Below are 19,897 nucleotides of genomic sequence, written 5' to 3'. Positions count from 1 at the left end.
CTCCGCGATATCGTTAACGAGTTCGCGGATGCGATCATCAAAACGGTTGTGTCGCAATTTTTTCACATCTGATGAGTTATCACGTGAAACTATGTAGGAATTTAGTGCGGCGGAAGCGGATCACGGTCGATTTCAAAGGCGCATATTTTTCCAAAAGCGTGATCCTGCATGCGGTCTTCCTTTACGCTCGCTACCCAGTTTCATATCGTGAACTGCAGGAGATCCTTGATGAACGAGGACTCTCGGTTGATCATGCAACTCCAAACCGATGGGTGGTTCGCTACTCACCGCAGATTGCGGAGCAAGCTCAGATACGAAAAGGCCGCACGGCCAGTTCCTGGCGCGTTGACGAGACCTATATCAAGGTGAAAAGGCGATGGACTTATCTTTATCGGACTGTTGACCGCGGTGGCCAAACGCTTGATTTCATGCTGTCCGAGCGCCGGGATCTGGCCGCGGCGCGGCGTTTCTTCAAGAAGGCCATTGCAACTAACGGCGTTCCCGAGAGGGTTGTCATTTACAGAAGCGGCGCCAATCTGGCTGGCTTTCAAGCTGTTAAAACGATCCTGAAATTCACTGGAACAGGTGATACCATCGAAATCAGGCAGTTAAAATACCTCACTAATATCCTTGAGCAAGACCACCGCTTTATCAAACGGATCACCAAACCAATGATGGCCTTCAAGGCATTCCATTCCGCCGCCTCGACTACCATCGCAGGGATCGAAGTAGCCCACATGATCCGCAAGGACCAATTCGCTAACGACAACCGTTCGCCATTTCAGGTCTTTGCGGGCCTCGCAGCACAGTGTGCCCAAGGATAAGCATGCAGTTAACTGACTGAAAATTTTACGACACAGCCGCTCGCGATGGTAGGCAACTAACACTCATTCAGGACCATCGTTGCGCGGCTGAAAGTACCCGAGCGGGATTTTCAGATACGACCGTCCATTGCTCTCAGGCTCCGGAACGTGTCCCCCACGAATGTTGACCTGTAAAGCGGCGAGCATAAGCTTCGGTAACGGCAACGTAGCGTCGCGCGCGTCACGAACCTTTATAAAGTCATCCTCACTCGGTGATCCCAAGAAATGTTTGTTATGGGCGAGGTGGTCGGCAACACTGGCCTCACACATTTGCGCCCTGCCTCCTGGTGCGTAGTCATGGCCGACAAAGATCCTGGTATCTGAAGGCAGTTCAAGAATGCGTCGTATGCTGCGGTAGAGCTCGCGTGAGCTTCCCCCGGGGAAATCTGCGCGGCTTGAACCACTATCTGGCATCATCAATGTGTCGTGCACGAAGGCGGCGTTACCTGCCACATAGGTAATCGACGCCATGGTATGGCCGGGCGAAAACAGAACCGTTACCGAAATCCGGCCCACCTCGAACGTCTCACCATCCCTGAACAGTCGATCCCACTGGGAACCATCGGTGCAGAACTCATCGCTAAGATGATAGATATCCTTCCATAACGCTTGAACCTTGGTCACGTGTTCGCCGGTTGCCATCGGCGCATTCAGCTTCGCTTTAAGATACGGTGCCGCAGAAAAATGGTCAGCGTGAGGATGTGTGTCGAGGATCCAAACGATCTGGATACCCGTAATCGCAATATAAGCCAGGATTTCGTCCGCGCGAGTTGTGTCGACCGCGCCTGCCAGCGCGTCATAGCCCAAAACCGGATCGATGATCGCGCCCTTCATTGTGGACGCATCGTAGAACACGTACTGCCAGCTGCCAGTAGTTTTATCCCAGAAGGATTTGACGATAGGCGCGTGTGACATGCTGGGTCTCCTTATTCTGCGGGTTCCAAACGCGCCCACCGCGCCATCTCACCTGGAAAGGTCGACCTGATCATCGGGACCGGTCCGGGCTGATACAAGTCCGTCACAGCCTGACCGCCTGCGCGCCCATCCTGCTCCGGATCGCAAAACATGAGCCTGAGCATATCCATAACGATGCCCACCCGACCGTCTGCAATCGAATAGTATATTTGGCGCGATGCGCGCCGCGTGCGGACGACGCCTGCCTGACGAAGCTCCGCGAGCTGCTGGGAAAGTGCCGGTTGCTTGAAGTCGAGGTCATCTTGGATTTCACCAACCGACCGCTCTTGCTGAGCGATATGCCACAACAGCATAAGCCGGCTTGGTGTGCCGAACAGGCGCATAAACTCGGCAGCCCCAATGGATTTTTCCAGCATTGCTTTCGACCTGGGTATCACTTTGCTCACGCCCGCCGCTCCCTATGGTACCAGGTTTGACCCTCGGCCGTCTGAGCTGCCTCGTCGAGGGACGAGGCGGCCGGTTCCACCAATGGTTGCCCGGGTCTCCAGTCCTCCGGCGCAAGAGCGCCGACCTTCTCGGAGGTTTGCAATGCTTGTACAAGGCGAAGAAGTTCGTCAACCGACCGTCCGACGTTCATTGGATACCAGACGATCGCTCGCACAATGCCTTCAGGGTCGATTACGTAAGTCGCACGGACGGTACTACTGTTTTCGGATGAAGCGTCCAGCATGCCGTACGCTGTGGCGATCACCATCGCCGAATCCTCGATCAACGGAAACTCAACCCTGACGCCAAAACTGCGTTCGATATCGCGCAGCCAGGCCACATGTGAATAAAGACTATCAACCGACAACCCCATTAGCTCACAATTCACAGCCGAGAACTTCTCCCTGGCCCTTGAAAAAGCGATGAACTCACTCGTGCAAACAGACGTGAAGTCCGCCGGGTGCGAAAATAACAACAGCCAGCGGCCCCGATAACCCGCAAGCGAGACCTCGCCCGCGGTCGAACGGGCTGTGAAGCCCGGAGCTCGATCGTTAATCCTGAGGCTGGGAGGTGTCTGAACTAGTGCGTCATTTACTGTATTCATCATCCAGCCTTTCCAATGCGGGAGCTCACACCCGTCTTAAAGCAGGAACGCATGCGCCATCTAATTGAATATATAGTTGCACTCTTATTGTAAATATGTATTTCATTGGCTCTCGCTGGGAAAACGTCATGTCCCAACACTTTTCGCTTCTCTGTCCTGCAACGCGAAAGCGCCTTTTGAGAAGCCTGAGGAAAACTCGACGGTTTGGCCAAGACATCGAAGCGATCCATTGTTTACGATTAATGCGTAATTATAGACTGCGATGACGGATCGATGTCTGATCATAAGAGCAGGCAGGCAAAACATTAAACGCAAGGTGAACATGCTCAACGGCATCCGCGCCTGTCACATCGTCTTGACCCGTTACAGCGCGTCGCGTCGGGTTTACTGAAGGAGGAAAGCGTCATGGACATTCGAAAGATCGACGATCGCATGAGCGTTTCGCCACAAATAGGGATTGAAGATGTAGGCGAGCTTGTGCGCCTCGGATTCAAGTCAATAATATCCACCCGTCCGGATGGAGAGGAAGCCCTCCAGCCTGACGCTGACAGCATAGCTTCGGTGGCTAAGGCAGCAGGGTTAGAAGTTAGACACATCCCCGTCCTGACTTCCGAAATTCGCGATCGCGACGTCGCACTCTTCGATGAAGCGATGAGGGATTTGCCAAAGCCGGTGTTAGCCTTCTGCCGATCTGGCACGCGGGCAGCCAGCCTGTGGGCATTATCCCAAGCTCACAGAGAGGGCTCAGATGCCGTGTTGGGCGCAGCCAAGGCGGCAGGATACGATCTTCAAAAACTTCGCCTTCGCCTGGAGTCTAGGATCATTGCAAACGATCCAAAAGTCGCATCGGCTTGCGATGTTCTCATCGTCGGCGCGGGCGCCGCGGGCATTGCCACTGCCGCAAGCCTGTTGAAACGTCGACATGGCCTAAACATAATCATTGCCGACCCTGCCGAACGCCATGCCTACCAACCTGGATGGACTATGGTCGGTGGTGGAATATTCAAACCCGAAGATACGGTGCGCTCCATGGCGGCGGTGATGCCCGCACACGTAACCTGGGTAAAGACGGCGGTTGCGGAATTTGATCCGGACCACAATTGCGTTCGCTTGTCGAATGGGCGACGTATTGATTATCGCATACTGGTGGCAGCTCCAGGCATCAAGCTCGACTGGGCGGCAATAGAGGGCCTTGAAGAAACACTCGGCCGCAATGGAGTCACCTCCAATTATCGCTATGATACCGCACCCTATACTTGGTCGCTGGTAAAGAACCTCCAAGGAGGTAAGGCGCTTTTCACACAGCCGCCCATGCCGATCAAATGTGCTGGCGCACCACAAAAGGCGCTGTATCTTTCTGGCGATCACTGGTTTAGAAGCGGACGCATCAATGACATCTCGATCGAATTCCACAATGCCGGGCCGGTTCTCTTCGGCGTCAAGGACTATGTACCTGTGCTGATGGAGTACATCAAGAAATACCGCGCGGATCTTCAATTCGGCTCCAGACTCGTCGCGGTTGCTGGCTCGAAGAAGGAGGCGCGATTTGCACGCGTGGGCGCCGATGGTTCCGTTGTCGAAGAAACGCGTGGTTTTGACATTTTACACGTTTGCCCGCCTCAGACCGCCCCAGACTTTGTCCGTGCAAGTCCTCTTGCAAACCAAACCGGCTGGATTGACGTCGACGAAACAAGCCTCCAGCATAAGCGGTACTCAAATGTCTTCTCGCTCGGTGACGCAGCTGGCACAACAAATGCGAAAACCGCTGCAGCGGCGCGCAAGCAGGCGCCAATTGTTGCAGAGAACGTTTTGGCTACTCTCGACGGCCGGAATCTTCGGGCAGCGTATGACGGATATGGCTCGTGCCCTTTGACCGTCGAGCGTGGAAAGATAGTACTGGCGGAATTCGGGTATGGCGGAAAGTTGTTGCCGACTTTCCCCTCCTGGGTGATTGACGGCACAAAACCTTCCAGTCTCGCCTGGTACCTGAAGTCTGAGGCCCTGCCACGGATCTATTGGCACGGCATGCTCAAGGGCCGCGAATGGCTAGCCTCTCCGGACATCAAGGAAAAAGTTTCCTAGCGGCGGTGGAACACGATCATGGATCTTGAACCGGTACAATATGGTCTCGGAGCCCTCTCCGGTGGTCTGGTGGGTTTCACGCTGGGGATGTTCGGAGGCGGCGGTTCGATCCTGGCCGTGCCGCTGATGGTTTACGTGGTAGGCGTTCCAAGCACACATGTTGCGATCGGTACCAGTGCTTTTGCGGTTGCAGCCAATGCGTTCGCCAATCTCGTCGGTCATTGGCGTTTGGGTAGCGTTAAATGGCGCTGCGCCGGGATCTACAGCGTCGCTGGTATTTTCGGGGCATTGATCGGTTCGAGCATTGGCAAGTTGATTGACGGTCAGAGGTTGCTTTTGCTTTTTGCCATTCTAATGCTTGTTGTTGGCGTTCTGATGTTTCGTAAACGCGGCGCGGAAGGCAATCCCGGCGCCCAGTGCTCGCGGGAAAACATTCACAAAGTTGCCGGATACGGCAGCCTGACCGGGATATTTTCGGGTTTCTTCGGCATTGGCGGCGGTTTTCTTATTGTCCCCGGCCTGATTGCGTCGACCGGCATGCCGATCCTCTTCGCCATCGGTTCCTCTCTCGTTGCGGTAACGGCTTTTGGACTGACCACCGCATTGAACTATGCGTACTCCGGATACGTCGAATGGATTCTAGCGGCTATATTCATCGGCGGAGGCGTCGTCGGAGGGCTCGCGGGAGCATCTTTGGCCAAGCACCTGTCACAACGCAAGGGCATATTGAACAGCCTATTCGCAACTCTGATCTTTGTGGTGGCGGCCTACATGTTGTATCGCAGCGCTGGCCAATTCATGAACTCCTAAATAGCGTCGTTCGGAGACATCATGTCGAACAGTTTTGAACCAGGTGTTTTGGTCCCGATCCGACTCGTCTCTTCAGCATCCTCACACGGTTCAGTATAATTTGTCGATCCAGAACGGATCCGAAACAGTCATAAGAATGGAGCACTTCGCGATGAGACTTATCTTAATCGGTCCACCCGGGGCAGGAAAGGGAACGCAGGCGCAGCGACTATCTTCAAAGTATGGAGTACCCCAGTTGTCCACTGGTGACATGCTCAGGACTGCTGTAGCCGCTGCGACTGAGATGGGGGTCGAGGCCAAGTCGGCGATGGAGGCGGGGCTACTGGTTTCGGACGAGATCGTGAACCGGATCGTAGCTGAGCGGCTAAGCGCGGCAGATTGTGCTTTCGGTTTCATCTTGGATGGATATCCGCGAAACACGGTGCAAGCAAAGGTGTTCGACACACATCTTTCATCAGTGTGAGGTCAGGCTGAAGCGCGACTTTTCGGTTTGAGTTTACGCAAAACGATGTCTGTTTGCGAAGAGTTTCTGCCGAAAGACTTCTGCAGGCGTTTTGTACCCCAGACATTTGCGTGGCGTATTGTTGAGACGATGACAGATGAATGCGAGGTCTCGATCACTGAGGGTTAGCGGATCAAGGTCTCGGGGAAGCCAACGTCTTGTGCGTCTGTTGGTATTCTCAACAGTGCCTTTCTGCCAGGGGGACTGGGGATCACAGAACCAGATTTGCGACCCTATCCCATTCTGCAGATAGGACCACTCTGTAAACTCAGTACCACGATCAAACGTAATCGATCGGCGGGCCATTTGGGGCAGGGGCTGGAGTGCTCTAATCACACCTTCCATTAACGGCTTTGATTGACGATCATTATTGCGCAACAAAACCGTGAAGCGGCTCACCCGCTCGACCAGAGACGTTACATTGGCGTTGCCAAACCTCTTGCGAAACTGGATAGTGTCGCCCTCCCAATGGCCGAACTGCTTGCGCCTGGCAACCATGTCCGGACGATAAAGGATGCTCAGTTCTGGGGGAAAGCGGCGTCCATGATGACGCCGGGCATGACGTGGGCGTCGTTTGGCGCGACGTTCCGGCAGATATTTCCAAAGCTCTTCTTTGCGACCATCAGCGGAATACACAAACTGATAAATCGTTTCATGACTGACAGAGATTGGATGGCGTTCCAACCGCATTCTCCCGGCAATCTGTTGCGGCGACCATCCATCGTTGATGTGCTGGATCACAGATTCACGAAGCTGTTCAAACCGGATCATCTTGCGCTGTTTTGAACGCCGTTCGCGGGATTTCTGATCTGCAATCGTGCAGTAATAGCCGTTTAAATCCTTGATCTCATCATCGTTAAACTGATTGCGTTTGAGTTCACGAAAAATGGTCGATCGGTGCCTTCCAAGCTTCTCAGCAATAACATTAACGGAAAGCTTTGCAGTGCGCCAGCGTGCTATTCTGCGGCGTTCATCCAGATCAATATGCGAATAGGTGCGGTCCATGACAGGTTCCTTGCATTGGATAACTCATTGTTATCATTTGCAAGTCGCACTTCAAACTAGAACCCACCCCCGTTATAACTCTGGATGGCATAATTGTTATTATGGAACTATGATCTCTGCGGAACTGCAAAACAGCTTACGCGAGCCACTGCTGATTGTTGAACCATTCGTCAAGCTGAAGTCGAGCAAGCTTTTCTTCAAACCATAACAATCTTCGAATTCCAGCAGGTATCAATGAACTTCAAAGTTGATCGCCGCACAAAACGGCTATTGAACATTTTAACTGCCATCACGAAGCCTGTCTGCCAATCGGATCATAAGATCCATCCGCTCATGAAAAATCGCAATGATAAGCGATGGTTCGTTTTTCCGGGCCAGACAAAAAACATAATGGTGTTCGCACTTTTTCATCCGCAAATTTGGATACAGATCGCCCATATCTTTAGACGCACTTTTAACATCAGTGAGACTCACAATCCCCTGTTCCAGTTTGTCGATATAGCGACGGGTTTGCGTATCTCCCCACTCTTTTCGTGTATACCGAATAATACTTCTCAAATCAGCTTCGGCTTTCGCGGTCAGAAAATAGTTTTTCAAGAGCGACCTTCGATCAGTTCTTCATCGAGAATCTCAAGAATAGTCTTATTCGATACTTTTCCCGAAAGTCCTTCTTCGACCCGGGTTTCCACTATGGCTCTTAATTCCTGCCAGGCTTTGTCGGCATCGTTGTCACCCGGAAACAACCGCTCTAAAGCATATTGTTTAATGGTTTTTCCTTGCAAGGCAGCAAGGGCCTTCAGGCTCTGATGCTGCTTATCGGAAATATCAATCGTCAGGCGGCTCATGGGCGATCTCCGTACAATTTCACAAACCCACATTAGCACACTTGTTGCGATGGCGCCATGCCGGTAATGTTCTGTCACCCGATCTAACTCGTCGAGGTAATTCGGTAATGAGAAAATTTGAAGTGTTCGCAGCAGTGTCAGCCCAACACGAATTAGGCACAGGATTATCGCATATCAAAGACCGCTTGATCAGACTGGCGTATAGCCCCGTTTTATTTTTTGACGATGTAAGCGATCTAACGCAGCATAGGCATCTTGCGAACTATCAAATGATTGACACTTTGACTGGCCAAAACTGCCTATACGCCCCCAGTTGCGCGTTAAGACCCAGACGCCAAGCAGATCTGGCTGAACAGACAAGCCATAAAAGCGGGCCATGTTTTGAGACGGGTTTCGGCGCTGCAGATCGACGTGCATGAAAGTTTTGTTGGTCATACACAAGAGCGTGATTCATCGTTCAGACAATATCCAATGAATGTTTTGAATCAGTCGACCGTCATTGATTCAAAACCTTGGTGTATCGATGGCGATAGAAACGACGTGATATTTAACGTCGTACTCATGGGGTCGAATGGTATATTTCCATCTTCCTGACACGTAGATTTCCTGAATTTCCTACAGCCTTCCAAACTGCCTCTCAGAATTTGAAAGAGTGTTGTCTGCTGACAAACCACGTTTCATGCCCCTTGCTGATCACATTTGTTACGCAACTGATGACGTTTTTGAATCACCACCGCTTTTCTTGACTTGCATCTTCATCGTCTTTGCGCATAACGTTCTCCTTGAGGCAGACACGCATCTGCCTTGGGGCGTGGAAACCTCTTACTTGCGGTTTGATGCTGGCCGTTACGGCATCACACTCTTTGACCTTATGGTCGGGGAGCCTGTGGCGTATGCAACAGGCCTCCGGCTAAAGGCCACAGGGATCGTCAAGTACGATTTTCCAACTCCCCGATCACCAAGGGGTCAATGAGCATATGAAGCGGGGGCGTCCCGCGGATGCTCCTGGAAACCGGCAGCGAAACAAGCCTTTCGGCATTTTTCCAAGCTCTGGTTTTCTGCCCCTTTTGCAAGCGTAAGGGGCAGTCATGAACACAAGCATGCATTTTAACAAAGATCACACCCTTTTGGTGCGCATCAACGTCGCTGCTTTTGTTTTGCGCCATTGTTTGCGCCCTGGTTCTTTACCAATGGCATGTCTTGCCGCGCTGAAGTCATTCATCACTGCATCTAAAGCGCGAGCTGCGGTAACGATACCGGACCTCAGAACCCGTGATTCTGCTGAGGTGGGCTTGTCATGAGACATCAGCGTGTTGGTGAGATTGGCTGTTATCTGAAACTATCGCTGCTGCGGGCCTTGTCGGATGGCTATCGCCTTGGCATCGCCTGGTATTTGGTGCCTGACAGTGGGCGACCAAGTGCTGGCCTGCAGACCGGGTATCTCGACTTACCCGATCGGTGGCGACAGCTAGATCCAGAAGTTTTTGATGCATTGCATTCACTCGTGCGTTCCGGCCGGCGTTCCGTGCCTGCATTGCAACGATCAAGGGTTATCAATGCCATTCACTCATCTCGGCCTCTTGAATATGAACGCGTGCACTGGACGCAACGCGTTAGTTATCGCCGAGCATGGTTTGAAGGCGTCCTTGCCGACTTACGTGACTGCAATCTGATCTTTGCGGATCCGGAAATGGGTTTGATCGAAAATGGCAAGCCGATGCGTGCCGATCATGCCCTTCGCATAACTTTGGAAGAATCCAAAGCGCTGGCTAAAGGCCGAACCGCCATCATCTACCACCCCAATTCAATGCGAGCAGGCGGCCACGATGAGGAAGTTCAACACTGGCTCGACCAGTTTGGTCCGAACGCATTCGCTATTCGCGCGAATGCCTATAGTGCGCGAACATTTTTCATCATCAACCCAACGCCAGCAATCAAGCGCCGAGCTATGCGCTTTTGCGCGCGCTGGCAGGATCTCAGCGTTAATCTTCAAGGTGCACCACCTTTTTTGCTGACTGCCTGAGGCAGCATTTTACGCTTGCCATTACCGGCGTAGATACCTCGTCTCTTTTCACTTCGCTCCGAGCCTTTGAACAGCTATCGGAAAGTCCGATTGCCTGGATGGTTTCGTGCGTCTGCAAATCCGTTGATCCATTCGCCTTCCTCCACAACCATGCTCATGAGGTTACAATGACCGTACAAACATTCGCCGCCCGCATCCTGGTTATTCTAGCTATGCTTTTGAGCGGTGCGACTACGCCCAGCTTTGCGCAACACATTGATAATGTAAGAGGCGTTTTGAAAGAAGGTTTTGCGCCGCAATCTCTGCCTCATACAACTGATTGGGGATCAATCAACAGCGTTGTCCTGCCGGAAAGACGCAATATAATGGACTTGGGACTACCGGGCGATCGGCCCAGTCGAGCCAACAAAAGGTTGCCTGTTAGGGTGGATCCACTCGACCCGTTCGGCTTTAAAAATTACCTGATGAGTAAGAGTGACACGCAAGCCTGCCGGTTTTTGGTGGAGATGGACATGTTCTCGTCTTGCCCGCCGCTTGAGATCATCCTTGTTAATCCAGAAAACATCACGGAATTCATCACAATCTCCAAAGAGGTGAAAGCCGGATATCTTTCCAAATCCTTTGTCGAGAAGACGCTGCTGCCTGAACTCATCAAAAATCGACAGGAAATAATTGGCGACGAAACCATTGATGGAATGAACACCAAAATTGCGTTGATTGAACCGCCAGCTTTTACAACCGAGCATGCCAATCCGCGCATTTCTTTCAAGACACAGATGGTCATTGATAATGGCAGTGTGGTGCTGCGCTATTTTGAGCAAAATGTCTATGTGCTCACTCGCCATGGCTATATCGGGATCAACATTATCAATACCAAGTTTTTGGACAAGAAGCAGATCGATGAAATCATTGATCGCATCATTGGGGTAGACGCGCCCCATCGTTACGAAGACACATCGATGTTTGATTTCAACAGCGCCGATATTAAAGCGGAAGACTTTTTAATTTTCGAATAACCGGGGCCAGTTGCACCACGTGCATGTGGCGAAGCCCTCTTCCACGGTCTCGTGACAGGGGACGGCTGGTTAGCAACATTCTCCGAAACCGTGCAGCATCGCTCCCAACAAAAACGGCAAATCAGTCAGCGGTCCCGCGCTGCCGTAGGCCGATCTGCACTCAAAAACTTTCACTCATCCTAATTCACAACGACCAAAGGATTTGATCTGTATGATTATCACCGAAGACACCAAAATTGGCAGCGGAGTCTATCACTTCATGGCCATTACCGGAACCATTGTCGCCACCGATCAGCGCAGCGACACGCATATCAGCGGCCATACCAATGTCAGTGTCAACGACGGTCGCGGCAGCGGCTCGCATTCGATCTCATCAGAAGTCAAAGTGGTGCGTGACGTCTGGTTTAAACAAGAAAATGGTCAGGAACATCATGTTCGCATGCATCGTGACATGCCCATGCGACCAGGACACCAGGTGGCACTGATTGCGGTTGGTGGATCGCGCATTAAAGGGAAAAACGATATCGATCTGATGTTTTACAATAAAGACACCAATACCAGATCAATACTGAGTGGCTATCCAATCCACAAACCGGTCAACGTCCTTTATTGGTTCGCCTGCTTTGTGCCAATCGCCATCGCCATTTCAATCGCATGGGCCTATTACGTCGGCACGCCGGTCAATAAATTCGGGCTGTTCGTGGCGGTCTTCGGCGGCGGCTTTATCAACAATCGATTATGCAATTACATCCGTGACAGGCGATTTGAAGCGCTGTTGAAAGCCAGTGACGATTTCATCGCAAGCGTTCGCACACGTATGGACGAAACCAGACAAGGCCAACTCCGGCAGAAATGAGAATTTTCATCAATTGCTGCGTGACATGAGCCGATCATTCCACACGATACGCGCTTCATGTTCAAGCTGTAAGCCCACTACCGTTTACGCTGGACACAGTTAGACGCTATCCCCTAGCAACAAAATTTCTGCAGCTTTTTACCAGAGGGTAAAAATTTAGTATGCGATACCATGGAGAGCACAGTGGCCCAAACCGGTACCACAACCGCGGGCATTCCCGGATTGCTAGCGGTGTATCTCGTCCACAGACGCGATTAAGACTACTTTACGTAGTGACAAAAAAAGCCCTGCGCGCGGGGGCGCAGCAGGGCCGAGCGGCTTTTAAAGCGGGGGCTTCATCCGCTCCTAAACATCATGGCACAATTTTGGTAAAACACAATCGAAGGGCTTTTACAAAAGCTTCATTCCTGGTGCAGTCCTCGAACTTAAGAAGGCCGTGGCACCACGCTTGAGTAGCTATCGCCCATATCACCAACTTGACGTTGACCTTTCGCCGGGACGATCAACAATTTTCTACTGAAACCAATAGTCCTGCGATCTCGTCAGCATATTCTGCGTGGGTAATTGTTCAAAAGTCTGAAGAACAGAGGCTATTAGCGCTTGCGCATCTGTTGCTGTGCGCAAATCAATGTCGGTAGCCAAAAGACCGGAGAAAATATTTGTTGTCCACCTTGCCCGTGAAAGAGCAACGTTCATTTTTGCGATGCATTGCTCATCTTCAAGGCCCTCAATTTCCAGTGGAAGCCGACCGGTTGGCGTTAATGCCACATTTAACGAAACGAGAACGTAATCTGCCTGCATGCCTTGAACATCTTCCGGCAAACCAACGAACGCCAGTTCCCTCATTCCTGCTTTTTGAAGCGCGGCCTTTATCGCATTGAGCTGCTTTGGGCTAAAGGCGACAACACCCAAACTTGCTCGTTTCGATGATAGCCTCTGAGCGGTATTCACTAATGCGCGAACCTCAGCTCTATTAACTCCATTAAGTTTGCTTCCCAAAGCCATGTAATGCAGTTCACTTAAACGTTTGCCCCGGCCTTGCATATCCAAGCCATTGTCGTAGCTGAAAATATTCGACCAAGTCATTATATCGCGGTTGGTCGCACGATAGTTTTTGCGCAAATGCAACGTAGAAAATCCTGATGCACGCGCAACATCAAAAACGGAGTTATGGCAGTTGATTTGCGCGGGATCTCCAAGAATGACCAGTTGGAACGGAGAATTATATAAACTGATCTCAAAGCTAAGCCGTGAAGCATCATCGATAATCAGAACGTCCGCTAAATCTCCGGGCGGTCTGATAAAATCACCCTTTACGAATGGCCTATTTAAGACAGAAAAAGTATCTGCTGCGCCAGATCGCTCCCCAGATCCTGGATTTGGCCCAAAAATGAGATAACGCTCTTCCCGTGCCCAGCCTATTGGAAATGTATCTCTAATTCGCTCGGTCATGAAAGCGTGACATCGCTTTTCAATGACATCAAGTGTGTCAGTGCCAGCCATGACTTTCACTGTTTTTCCGTTGGATAGACAATAATTGACCATCTGCGGAATCATCTCGGTCTTGCCACTTCCCGTCGGGCCCTCGATTATAAACGAGCGTCCAGCATCAATCGTCAATAATGCTCGCCGAAGCTCGTCATTATAAAATTTCCAAGAAGAAGGATTGCAACGCCTGCGAATAATGTTTGATGTGAACGGCGGGGATCGAGGGTCAATATACTTAGAGCGAATGGAGTGAGGCTGCTGATCAGGTTCAATCAGATCGGGCTGCACTTTAAGTTCACCGTCGCTCACAATATCACCGACAAGATAAAACCCTGCCAGATCGGGCTGTGCATAAGCACGACGACTACATAATGGTTGGGGGAGGCTTTCACCGTTTTCTGATAACAGCGGCTCACCAGTTCCCTCAAAAGAGGCTTTAGCGAAAGATTCAAGTCTCGCCATAACGGCACCAGACGTCAATGCGTTCTCAAGATAGCTATCAGTAATCTCGCGTCGATCATGGCGATAATTGTCATCGTTAAAACGCGGAGCAACCTGCCCTGATTCAGGCGCCCCTGTGGAGCCAAAGAAATGATAATTGATCGAACCCTTAAGGTATTGATGATCGCCAGTCTTGCCAACCAGCCTAAAACTGTTTGCTTGGCTAACCCCACCGCCAAGCAATGCATCCGTCCTACTGAATGCCGGCTCTCGAACACCTGCCAATTCACGAATACCGCGACACTCACAGGGATCAAAAACGACGAACTCATCTTGATCATCGGATATAATCTCTTCACTAGATGAACCCGACGCTCGTTCGACATGAACGCTTTTTATGACAATGTGCTCTCTGTCATCAGTACACATGAAGTGCGCATATTCATGCCCGTTCAAAAGATTTCTCTTGGCTTTTATTTTCGCCGGATTTTTTTCCAGCCATGCAAAACTCTCACGAATAGAACCGATCTGGCTTTGCAATTTTAAAACTGCGTCCTCATATTTCTGACGTACTGTTTCCAAACGCAGCTGTAATTTTTCTCTTCGCTTTTGCAAAATTACGCTGTATCGGGTCGGACTTATTCTTTGTCCCCACGGATAAATTTCTTCATCTCGTCGTTTGGAAAACCGCTTTTTTCTGCGGTGATTTTCATGCCATTGGGCAATTAATTTTTCCTCCGCTTCAATTGCAGCGATCTTTTCAGGCCATTCCTCGCGCGCTTTCGAATATGCCTTCTCTTTAATTATTACCGCTTGTGCGAGACGCTTATGGCGAGCTTCAGTACGTCGTTGAAATTCTGCCTTCGACAAAGTCTTATGAAAATTATCGGGAGCATTTCGCTTTGAGCGGTCATCGACGGGATCAGACATTTGTACTCCCTTGGCACCATATTAAATGCCACAGAATGAAAAAACGGGCCGCCGACACTGGGAAATATTCTTACAATTTTCACGACATTTGGACCTAAACATTTTGCCGAGGCGTTTCAGACATGCGCTGCAAATGCTGCGTGGCGTGGCAAAAAACGTGCCTGGTATGTTCAATCCAGACTGCTAACAGCTTCATCTTGCCAGCACTAAGCTAATATAACAAGAATAAATATCGTAATCGAATTCTAGACCAATTAAATTGAACTTTTCAATTAATCTGTATAATCGCCATATTATTCATATCGTAAACAGCATACAAAGCAAATTTCATCGCCTACCCATTGTTGATAGAATCCGCTAAAATAGTATACGGTAATGTCTGATTAATTCAACTAACTGCAGTGAAAATAGCAATCTTTGACATATGTATTATAAGTTCGTCCTAGTAAGGCACCATCTAACGAAGTGATTACATCTGTTTCAATGTATGAAACGTATGATCTCTAATTCTTGCGCACCAAAGACCGAAAGACGAAGGTTAATGTAAGTTATTTTATTCTCCTAACCTTACATGAAACAGGCGTAAAGGGAGCCTAAGCCGGCTCCAAACGCCCCGCTGGGGCTCCAAAACGTAAGCGACGTCGGAATTTTTAGTTTTGAAGGTGCTCATTTTCGGAAAAAACCTTGATTTCTGCGGATTTCCTCAATTCAGAGGGCTCAATACCGCAAAAGTGGCGCAAGCATCACTTTTGCTATTTTTAGTTGCCGACAATACTCGCAAAATGCAACTCTTGCGAGTTTCCTTCCTCGAAATCCCGCGCTGCCTTCGGCAGCACACTTGCGTGTGCCGGGATCTGAAATAATGGCGGCGAAGACTTAGAAAGATAAAGAAATACTGTGCCTGATGTTAGAAGCTCGATTTCGAACATTCTGGCAAGATTCATCGAAGATTTTGAGCGTGAAATGCATGAGTCTGCATGAAAAGCCCAGCTTCTATTTATCTGAAGCGTTATCCTTATTTCTGATTTGTTTCATTTTTGAAGTTTCAAAAAGAGAATTATGTGTTTTCGAAAATGTGGAAAAGGAATTTTTTTATAGCCAACCTAATTTAGAATTTTACACATTTGAACAGCGGATTGATTTTCAGTTTCAGCAAAAATTTCGAGCGTGGGAGAAAGCGTTGTGAATGAGAATTCTCAATTTGATTTATTTGAACCGTTATTCTCGTTTTCAATTATGCTCATTTTTGAAATTTCAACGAGAGGAAAATGTGCTTTAGAAAATATGAAAAAGGATTTTTTGTAGCCAGCCAGACTTAGAATTTTACTCATTTGAATAGCGGATTATTTTTTATTTGTAGAAGATCGATCTGTGATCTCTTTTGGTTTTATTTCCCGAAAAAAGTTTGAGTAGCGCGTACGAGATCTGAGAAGCGCGCAGTTATTCATCATGAGAGTGGAAAGGTTTTAGGTTTCAGTTTGGCTGGGCCCGGCTTTCGCTCGTTCAAAATTATAAGGAGTTATCAAATGCGAATAATAGGAATGTTTGATCAGCGCGGCAGCAGCTTTGCCGGTCAAATGGAATTGATCGGACAGACGATTGATCTGGTGTTCTGGCCGCGTGAAAAGAAAGGAGAATTCAGTCCAGACTACGATATTTATAAAAAGAGCTTTGTCGTGGGTTCTGCCTGGTGCCGGAAGACCTTGGATACAGAAAGAAATTATCTCTCTGTCAAATTCGATGATCCGAGTTGGGTCGCGCCGATTTACGCACGCCTCCTCGATAAGGACGCAGACGGCAAATATGCTCTCGTCTGGCAACGGCCTCGCGCCAAACCCGTTTAAACTTTTCGAGATATTCCTGACTGCTAATTGTCATTCGCATTCTTTGCGTCTGACGGCTCGTCGAAAGCTTTCAGCTGTTCGACCACTTTGAGGCAACAAGCCAAGGCCGCCGTCTGATCCTTCAGCCAGCAGCCCTGCTCGCCTCCCCTTCCAAAAAGACTGATCGCGCAATCCATCGAACTTTGTCTGAAGCATCCCTGCTTCCGGCACGCCTTTGCGCGCGGTTCGTCAGCTTTCACCAAAACCATCTACTCAACCGACAATCAGAAAGACTGAAATTTATGACAACCGGAAATACCAATATTCAACTCACCATCTCATTTGATGCAGGCAGTGAACCAAAATCCGCGACCCTGCGCATTGAACTTGGGCAAGCCCAGATTTCCTTGCCCCTCCCCGACGGGCTTCACTTTGAGGGCGAAAACCCACTGAACATTAGCCTGTCTTTTCCCGACAATTTCATTTTTGACAAAGAAGCCTTTCATGCAAACGACACAGCAGACACCGAAACTCCGCACCAAACCGTCACGTCAAAAGCCGCGCAGAACAAAGCAGATGAAAAGCAACTGCTGTTGCCGTCTCCCCATTCACCAAAAGCGCCATCCCGCTATCAAACCCAATGGCCGGTGATCGGTGGGGATGATCTCCTCCTTGAGACGGCGGACGTTCTGAATTCCAAAGCGTTTTCTGATAAATTTTTGCCTGGCATCAAACGACACATCTACATCGCCGGCTGCGATGGCCTCAGGGATCTTAAAAGGCAGCTCAGCATTCCAATCTTCAAGGTTGGAGAATGTGGTGAAGGCCGCATTGCGGATCGTATCAAGCAGCAGAGCAAAGACCAGTATGGATCTTACTACAAGATCGATGGTGACTGGCCGGTGCAGGATGAAGGTTATGACAACTATTCTGCCCTTCAGATTTATCTTCCCGAAACGCTGCATGAAAAAAGCCCTGTTCGCGCCTTAACGCGCGGTCTGTCCGTGACCCTCCCCCACGACATGAGCCGTCAGCAATTCAGTCGCGGATTTCAAAAGCGGCTGGCGTCGTGCAGCTGGCTTGATTGGCGCAACTCAGAAGATGCCATTGATCATTTTGAACGCAAGAACATTAATCAGGATATCATCGACCGCTATACGGATTATGGTGTCGGCGGTGGATCCGACATCACACAAGCAACCGAGCTCTACTGCATCCGCAATGAAAATCCAGAAGATTGCAAGCGGCTTATAGCCATCATCGAGAATGTCATTCTCGCACATATGGGTTTGATTTAAACAAACAGACAGGCGGCAGAGAAGTTTCTGCCGCCTGTCATTTGAAAATCATATTGGTGCGATTTCATCCAGAAAGATTACCGTTCCCGTATTGCTAGAAGAGTTATGGGAGCGCAGACACCCCTTCATTGGGCCATCGGCACCAGCCAGAGAGCGATTTATCGTTTGCATGACACATTTTTCTCATTCACACTTCAATCTCGCGCCTGCGGGCATTAATAAGAGAGATCGACTAGAGTCCCAACGCAATCACGACTTTCAGAAGACGCTGTCGAGATCGAGCAGTTTGAGATCCTGAGTGCTTCGTTCGTCGCCTACCAGTCGGATAAGGCTGCTATTGTAGTGATTACTGGAAACACAGGTTAATAATGAAACCGCAACTGCGCAATTTCCAAACTTTGAGCATCGCCCGTTCCACTGACACGATAAACCATTCGATCTTCTTGAGAGATGCGCCGCGACCACCAGCCAGTCAAATCACCCTTTAATGGTTCAGGTTTACCAGTTCCCTGAAAAGGCGTTCTCTGACACTGTTTGATCAGTTCGTTGATGCGCTCGCGCATCTTATTATTGGTATTAACCCAGTACAAATAATCTTCCCAAGCTTGTTCCGAAAAAACAAACTTCACTTGATCAACTCTCGTTCTTCACCGTTGCCAGCTTCGAGCTGGGCGATTGAAGTACGCAAACGCGCAGCGTTGTGCGGTGTTGACAAGAGGTGAAGCGTTTCGTTTACAGCGTTCCATGTTTCTAAGGAAATCACAACGACGGACTCACCATTTTTACGTGTCACGACGACTTCCTGTTTGTCGTTGATTGCGCGGTCCATCACGTCTTTCAGTTGAGCACGCGCGTCCGAGTAAGTCATTACATCCATGACAGCAATCCTTTCGTATCGCACTATATATGTACAATATCCGGTACAATTAAAGCGAAACTTCAACCGCGTCAAGAGGTGCATAGATCGACAATCTTGGAAGAGGATTTTTCTTTGTCCTCGCAACGCTGAATGAACACCTGAATTTGGCAACAATTTTTTTGAAAGGACGGAGATAATAACAGCGAACTTCCAAGCGGCCAAAGTAGACCTAACAGATTTTTTGGTGGGCTTTTGATTTAAACTTCGAGTTAAGAACAGCGCCTCCTTATCTCATGGGAGGCAAGCGCCCGCTATTTCGGATTGCTAGGCCGTGTGGACGGATTTGATTAAGATGAAAACCGCTACGATTGCGACGATCGATCGGAAGTTTCTTGCTGTTTTCTCGCAACGTAAAGCGACACGTTTGAGCTTCCCCATCATTTGTTCGATACGTGCGCGGCCTCGATAAAGTGCTACGGCAAAATATTCTGGAATATTCCGCCTGTTTGATCTGTAAAGGATCACTGGAATAGCGCCAGCCATTCGTGCTGTCGAACATAGCAATCAGATGAGCGCTTTCATCAAGCCCAGCTAAAATGAAGAAATAGTCTTCTAAAATACCTGCTTTCCCCTAGCGGTCAAAACGCTTCCATATGCTGTTCCAATTACCATACCGTTCCGGCAGTGCTCGCCACGAGATGTTTTGGAAATAATGTAGCGCTTCAAGGAATAGACGGTCATTTTTGGCTTTCGCGCCAACGGCTGGCAGACAAGCGCGGAAAACCTCCAGTGCCAGTTCATAGTCACTCTCTGCCATCTTGGTGCACATTGCCGACCACCAAACACGTCGACAACATATGAATCACCTCAAGTGATAATCTGGAACCCGAAAGCTTTTACCTCAGGCAATTCGTCCACACGGCCTAAGTCTCCTGTCAGTTTTACCTAACAGAACTTTTGAAGGGGAAGTCCGAAGCAGATCATCCCGCAAGAATAGAGCGTCATGAAAGGAAGCTCTAAGAGCCTGTTCCAAAATGTGTTGAGCGATTTC

General features: G+C 49.6%; 20 protein-coding genes and 1 pseudogene. 10 read left to right on the top strand and 11 right to left on the bottom strand.

The window, feature by feature from the left end:
• The first annotated feature begins 71 nt into the window (after positions 1-71).
• Positions 72-824, top strand: coding sequence for an IS6 family transposase (locus CEV31_RS00125; protein WP_094504896.1), 753 nt, complete (start codon positions 72-74; stop codon positions 822-824).
• A 63-nt stretch (positions 825-887) separates the two neighbouring features.
• Here the strand turns inward: CEV31_RS00125 and CEV31_RS00120 are convergent, their stop codons facing one another.
• From CEV31_RS00120 to CEV31_RS00110, 3 genes are read right to left on the bottom strand one after another with little or no spacing between them, the layout of a single operon-like run.
• Positions 888-1,778 carry an MBL fold metallo-hydrolase gene (locus tag CEV31_RS00120; protein ID WP_094504895.1) on the bottom strand — a complete coding sequence of 297 codons (891 nt, stop codon included), beginning with the start codon at positions 1,776-1,778 and terminating at the stop codon, positions 888-890.
• 11 nt (positions 1,779-1,789) lie between these two features.
• Positions 1,790-2,224 (bottom strand): ArsR/SmtB family transcription factor, encoded by a 435-nt coding sequence (locus CEV31_RS00115; protein ID WP_235817999.1) that lies wholly within the window; start codon positions 2,222-2,224, stop codon positions 1,790-1,792.
• Complete coding sequence (locus tag CEV31_RS00110) at positions 2,221-2,871, bottom strand: peroxiredoxin (protein WP_235817998.1); 651 nt, start codon at positions 2,869-2,871, stop codon at positions 2,221-2,223. The genes CEV31_RS00115 and CEV31_RS00110 overlap by 4 nt, the downstream gene beginning before the upstream one ends.
• Positions 2,872-3,273: 402 nt before the next feature.
• Here CEV31_RS00110 and CEV31_RS00105 point away from each other — a divergent pair, with 402 nt between their 5' ends.
• The 3 genes and pseudogenes from CEV31_RS00105 to CEV31_RS00095 all read left to right on the top strand — a co-directional run.
• Positions 3,274-4,950: a bifunctional protein tyrosine phosphatase family protein/NAD(P)/FAD-dependent oxidoreductase gene (locus CEV31_RS00105; RefSeq protein WP_094504893.1), complete on the top strand. Its 1,677-nt coding sequence runs from the start codon at positions 3,274-3,276 to the stop codon at positions 4,948-4,950.
• 18 nt (positions 4,951-4,968) lie between these two features.
• Entirely contained in the window at positions 4,969-5,760 is a 792-nt protein-coding gene (locus tag CEV31_RS00100; RefSeq protein ID WP_094504892.1) for a sulfite exporter TauE/SafE family protein, read from the top strand.
• A gap of 151 nt (positions 5,761-5,911) precedes the next feature.
• Positions 5,912-6,211: pseudogene (locus CEV31_RS00095) on the top strand (adenylate kinase family protein); the annotation flags it as partial.
• Positions 6,212-6,256: 45 nt separating this feature from the next.
• Here CEV31_RS00095 and CEV31_RS00090 read toward each other — a convergent pair.
• The 4 genes from CEV31_RS00090 to CEV31_RS00075 form a co-directional block, all read right to left on the bottom strand.
• Positions 6,257-7,267 carry an IS30 family transposase gene (locus tag CEV31_RS00090; protein ID WP_094504891.1) on the bottom strand — a complete coding sequence of 337 codons (1,011 nt, stop codon included), beginning with the start codon at positions 7,265-7,267 and terminating at the stop codon, positions 6,257-6,259.
• Between the two features lie 279 nt (positions 7,268-7,546).
• Positions 7,547-7,864 carry a type II toxin-antitoxin system RelE/ParE family toxin gene (locus CEV31_RS00085; protein WP_094504890.1) on the bottom strand — a complete coding sequence of 106 codons (318 nt, stop codon included), beginning with the start codon at positions 7,862-7,864 and terminating at the stop codon, positions 7,547-7,549.
• A complete protein-coding gene (locus CEV31_RS00080) occupies positions 7,861-8,112 on the bottom strand; it encodes an antitoxin (RefSeq protein WP_094504889.1) in 252 nt (83 codons plus the stop codon). Before CEV31_RS00080 ends, CEV31_RS00085 begins: the two co-directional genes overlap by 4 nt.
• Before the next feature lie 189 nt (positions 8,113-8,301).
• A complete protein-coding gene (locus CEV31_RS00075; RefSeq protein WP_328587680.1) occupies positions 8,302-8,529 on the bottom strand; it encodes a WGR domain-containing protein in 228 nt (75 codons plus the stop codon).
• A gap of 671 nt (positions 8,530-9,200) precedes the next feature.
• On the opposite strand from CEV31_RS00075, the gene CEV31_RS00065 reads away from it, so the two are divergent.
• The 4 genes from CEV31_RS00065 to CEV31_RS00050 all read left to right on the top strand — a co-directional run bounded on the left by CEV31_RS00065 (position 9,201) and on the right by CEV31_RS00050 (position 12,007).
• Positions 9,201-9,413: a hypothetical protein gene (locus CEV31_RS00065; RefSeq protein ID WP_094504886.1), complete on the top strand. Its 213-nt coding sequence runs from the start codon at positions 9,201-9,203 to the stop codon at positions 9,411-9,413.
• A complete protein-coding gene (locus tag CEV31_RS00060; protein WP_094504885.1) occupies positions 9,410-10,135 on the top strand; it encodes a hypothetical protein in 726 nt (241 codons plus the stop codon). The genes CEV31_RS00065 and CEV31_RS00060 overlap by 4 nt, the downstream gene beginning before the upstream one ends.
• A gap of 167 nt (positions 10,136-10,302) precedes the next feature.
• Positions 10,303-11,151 (top strand): hypothetical protein, encoded by an 849-nt coding sequence (locus CEV31_RS20815; RefSeq protein WP_143850880.1) that lies wholly within the window; start codon positions 10,303-10,305, stop codon positions 11,149-11,151.
• 211 nt (positions 11,152-11,362) lie between these two features.
• The gene (locus CEV31_RS00050) at positions 11,363-12,007 is read left to right on the top strand and encodes a hypothetical protein (protein ID WP_094504883.1); all 645 of its coding nucleotides are present in this window, start codon (positions 11,363-11,365) and stop codon (positions 12,005-12,007) included.
• A 513-nt stretch (positions 12,008-12,520) separates the two neighbouring features.
• Here the strand turns inward: CEV31_RS00050 and CEV31_RS00045 are convergent.
• Complete coding sequence (locus CEV31_RS00045) at positions 12,521-14,866, bottom strand: DEAD/DEAH box helicase family protein (RefSeq protein WP_094504882.1); 2,346 nt, start codon at positions 14,864-14,866, stop codon at positions 12,521-12,523.
• Positions 14,867-16,392: 1,526 nt separating this feature from the next.
• Between CEV31_RS00045 and CEV31_RS00030 the strand changes: the two genes are divergently transcribed.
• Together CEV31_RS00030 and CEV31_RS00020 are read left to right on the top strand one after the other, a co-directional pair.
• Complete coding sequence (locus CEV31_RS00030; RefSeq protein WP_094504879.1) at positions 16,393-16,710, top strand: DUF736 domain-containing protein; 318 nt, start codon at positions 16,393-16,395, stop codon at positions 16,708-16,710.
• Between the two features lie 281 nt (positions 16,711-16,991).
• The gene (locus CEV31_RS00020; protein ID WP_094504877.1) at positions 16,992-17,987 is read left to right on the top strand and encodes a hypothetical protein; all 996 of its coding nucleotides are present in this window, start codon (positions 16,992-16,994) and stop codon (positions 17,985-17,987) included.
• 362 nt (positions 17,988-18,349) lie between these two features.
• On the opposite strand, the gene CEV31_RS00015 is transcribed toward CEV31_RS00020, so the two are convergent.
• The 3 genes from CEV31_RS00015 to CEV31_RS00005 all read right to left on the bottom strand — a co-directional run bounded on the left by CEV31_RS00015 (position 18,350) and on the right by CEV31_RS00005 (position 19,663).
• Positions 18,350-18,616 carry a Txe/YoeB family addiction module toxin gene (locus CEV31_RS00015; protein WP_094504876.1) on the bottom strand — a complete coding sequence of 89 codons (267 nt, stop codon included), beginning with the start codon at positions 18,614-18,616 and terminating at the stop codon, positions 18,350-18,352.
• Positions 18,613-18,864 (bottom strand): type II toxin-antitoxin system Phd/YefM family antitoxin, encoded by a 252-nt coding sequence (locus CEV31_RS00010; RefSeq protein WP_094504875.1) that lies wholly within the window; start codon positions 18,862-18,864, stop codon positions 18,613-18,615. The genes CEV31_RS00015 and CEV31_RS00010 overlap by 4 nt, the downstream gene beginning before the upstream one ends.
• 613 nt (positions 18,865-19,477) lie before the next feature.
• A complete protein-coding gene (locus CEV31_RS00005) occupies positions 19,478-19,663 on the bottom strand; it encodes a transposase (protein ID WP_169717286.1) in 186 nt (61 codons plus the stop codon).
• Positions 19,664-19,897 lie beyond the last annotated feature (234 nt).

Origin of the sequence: Brucella thiophenivorans, assembly GCF_002252445.1 — a bacterium.
Lineage (GTDB): Bacteria > Pseudomonadota > Alphaproteobacteria > Rhizobiales > Rhizobiaceae > Brucella > Brucella thiophenivorans.
The sequence above is the reverse complement of the archived record's forward strand: the minus strand, read 5'-3'. Positions and strand labels throughout refer to the sequence as shown.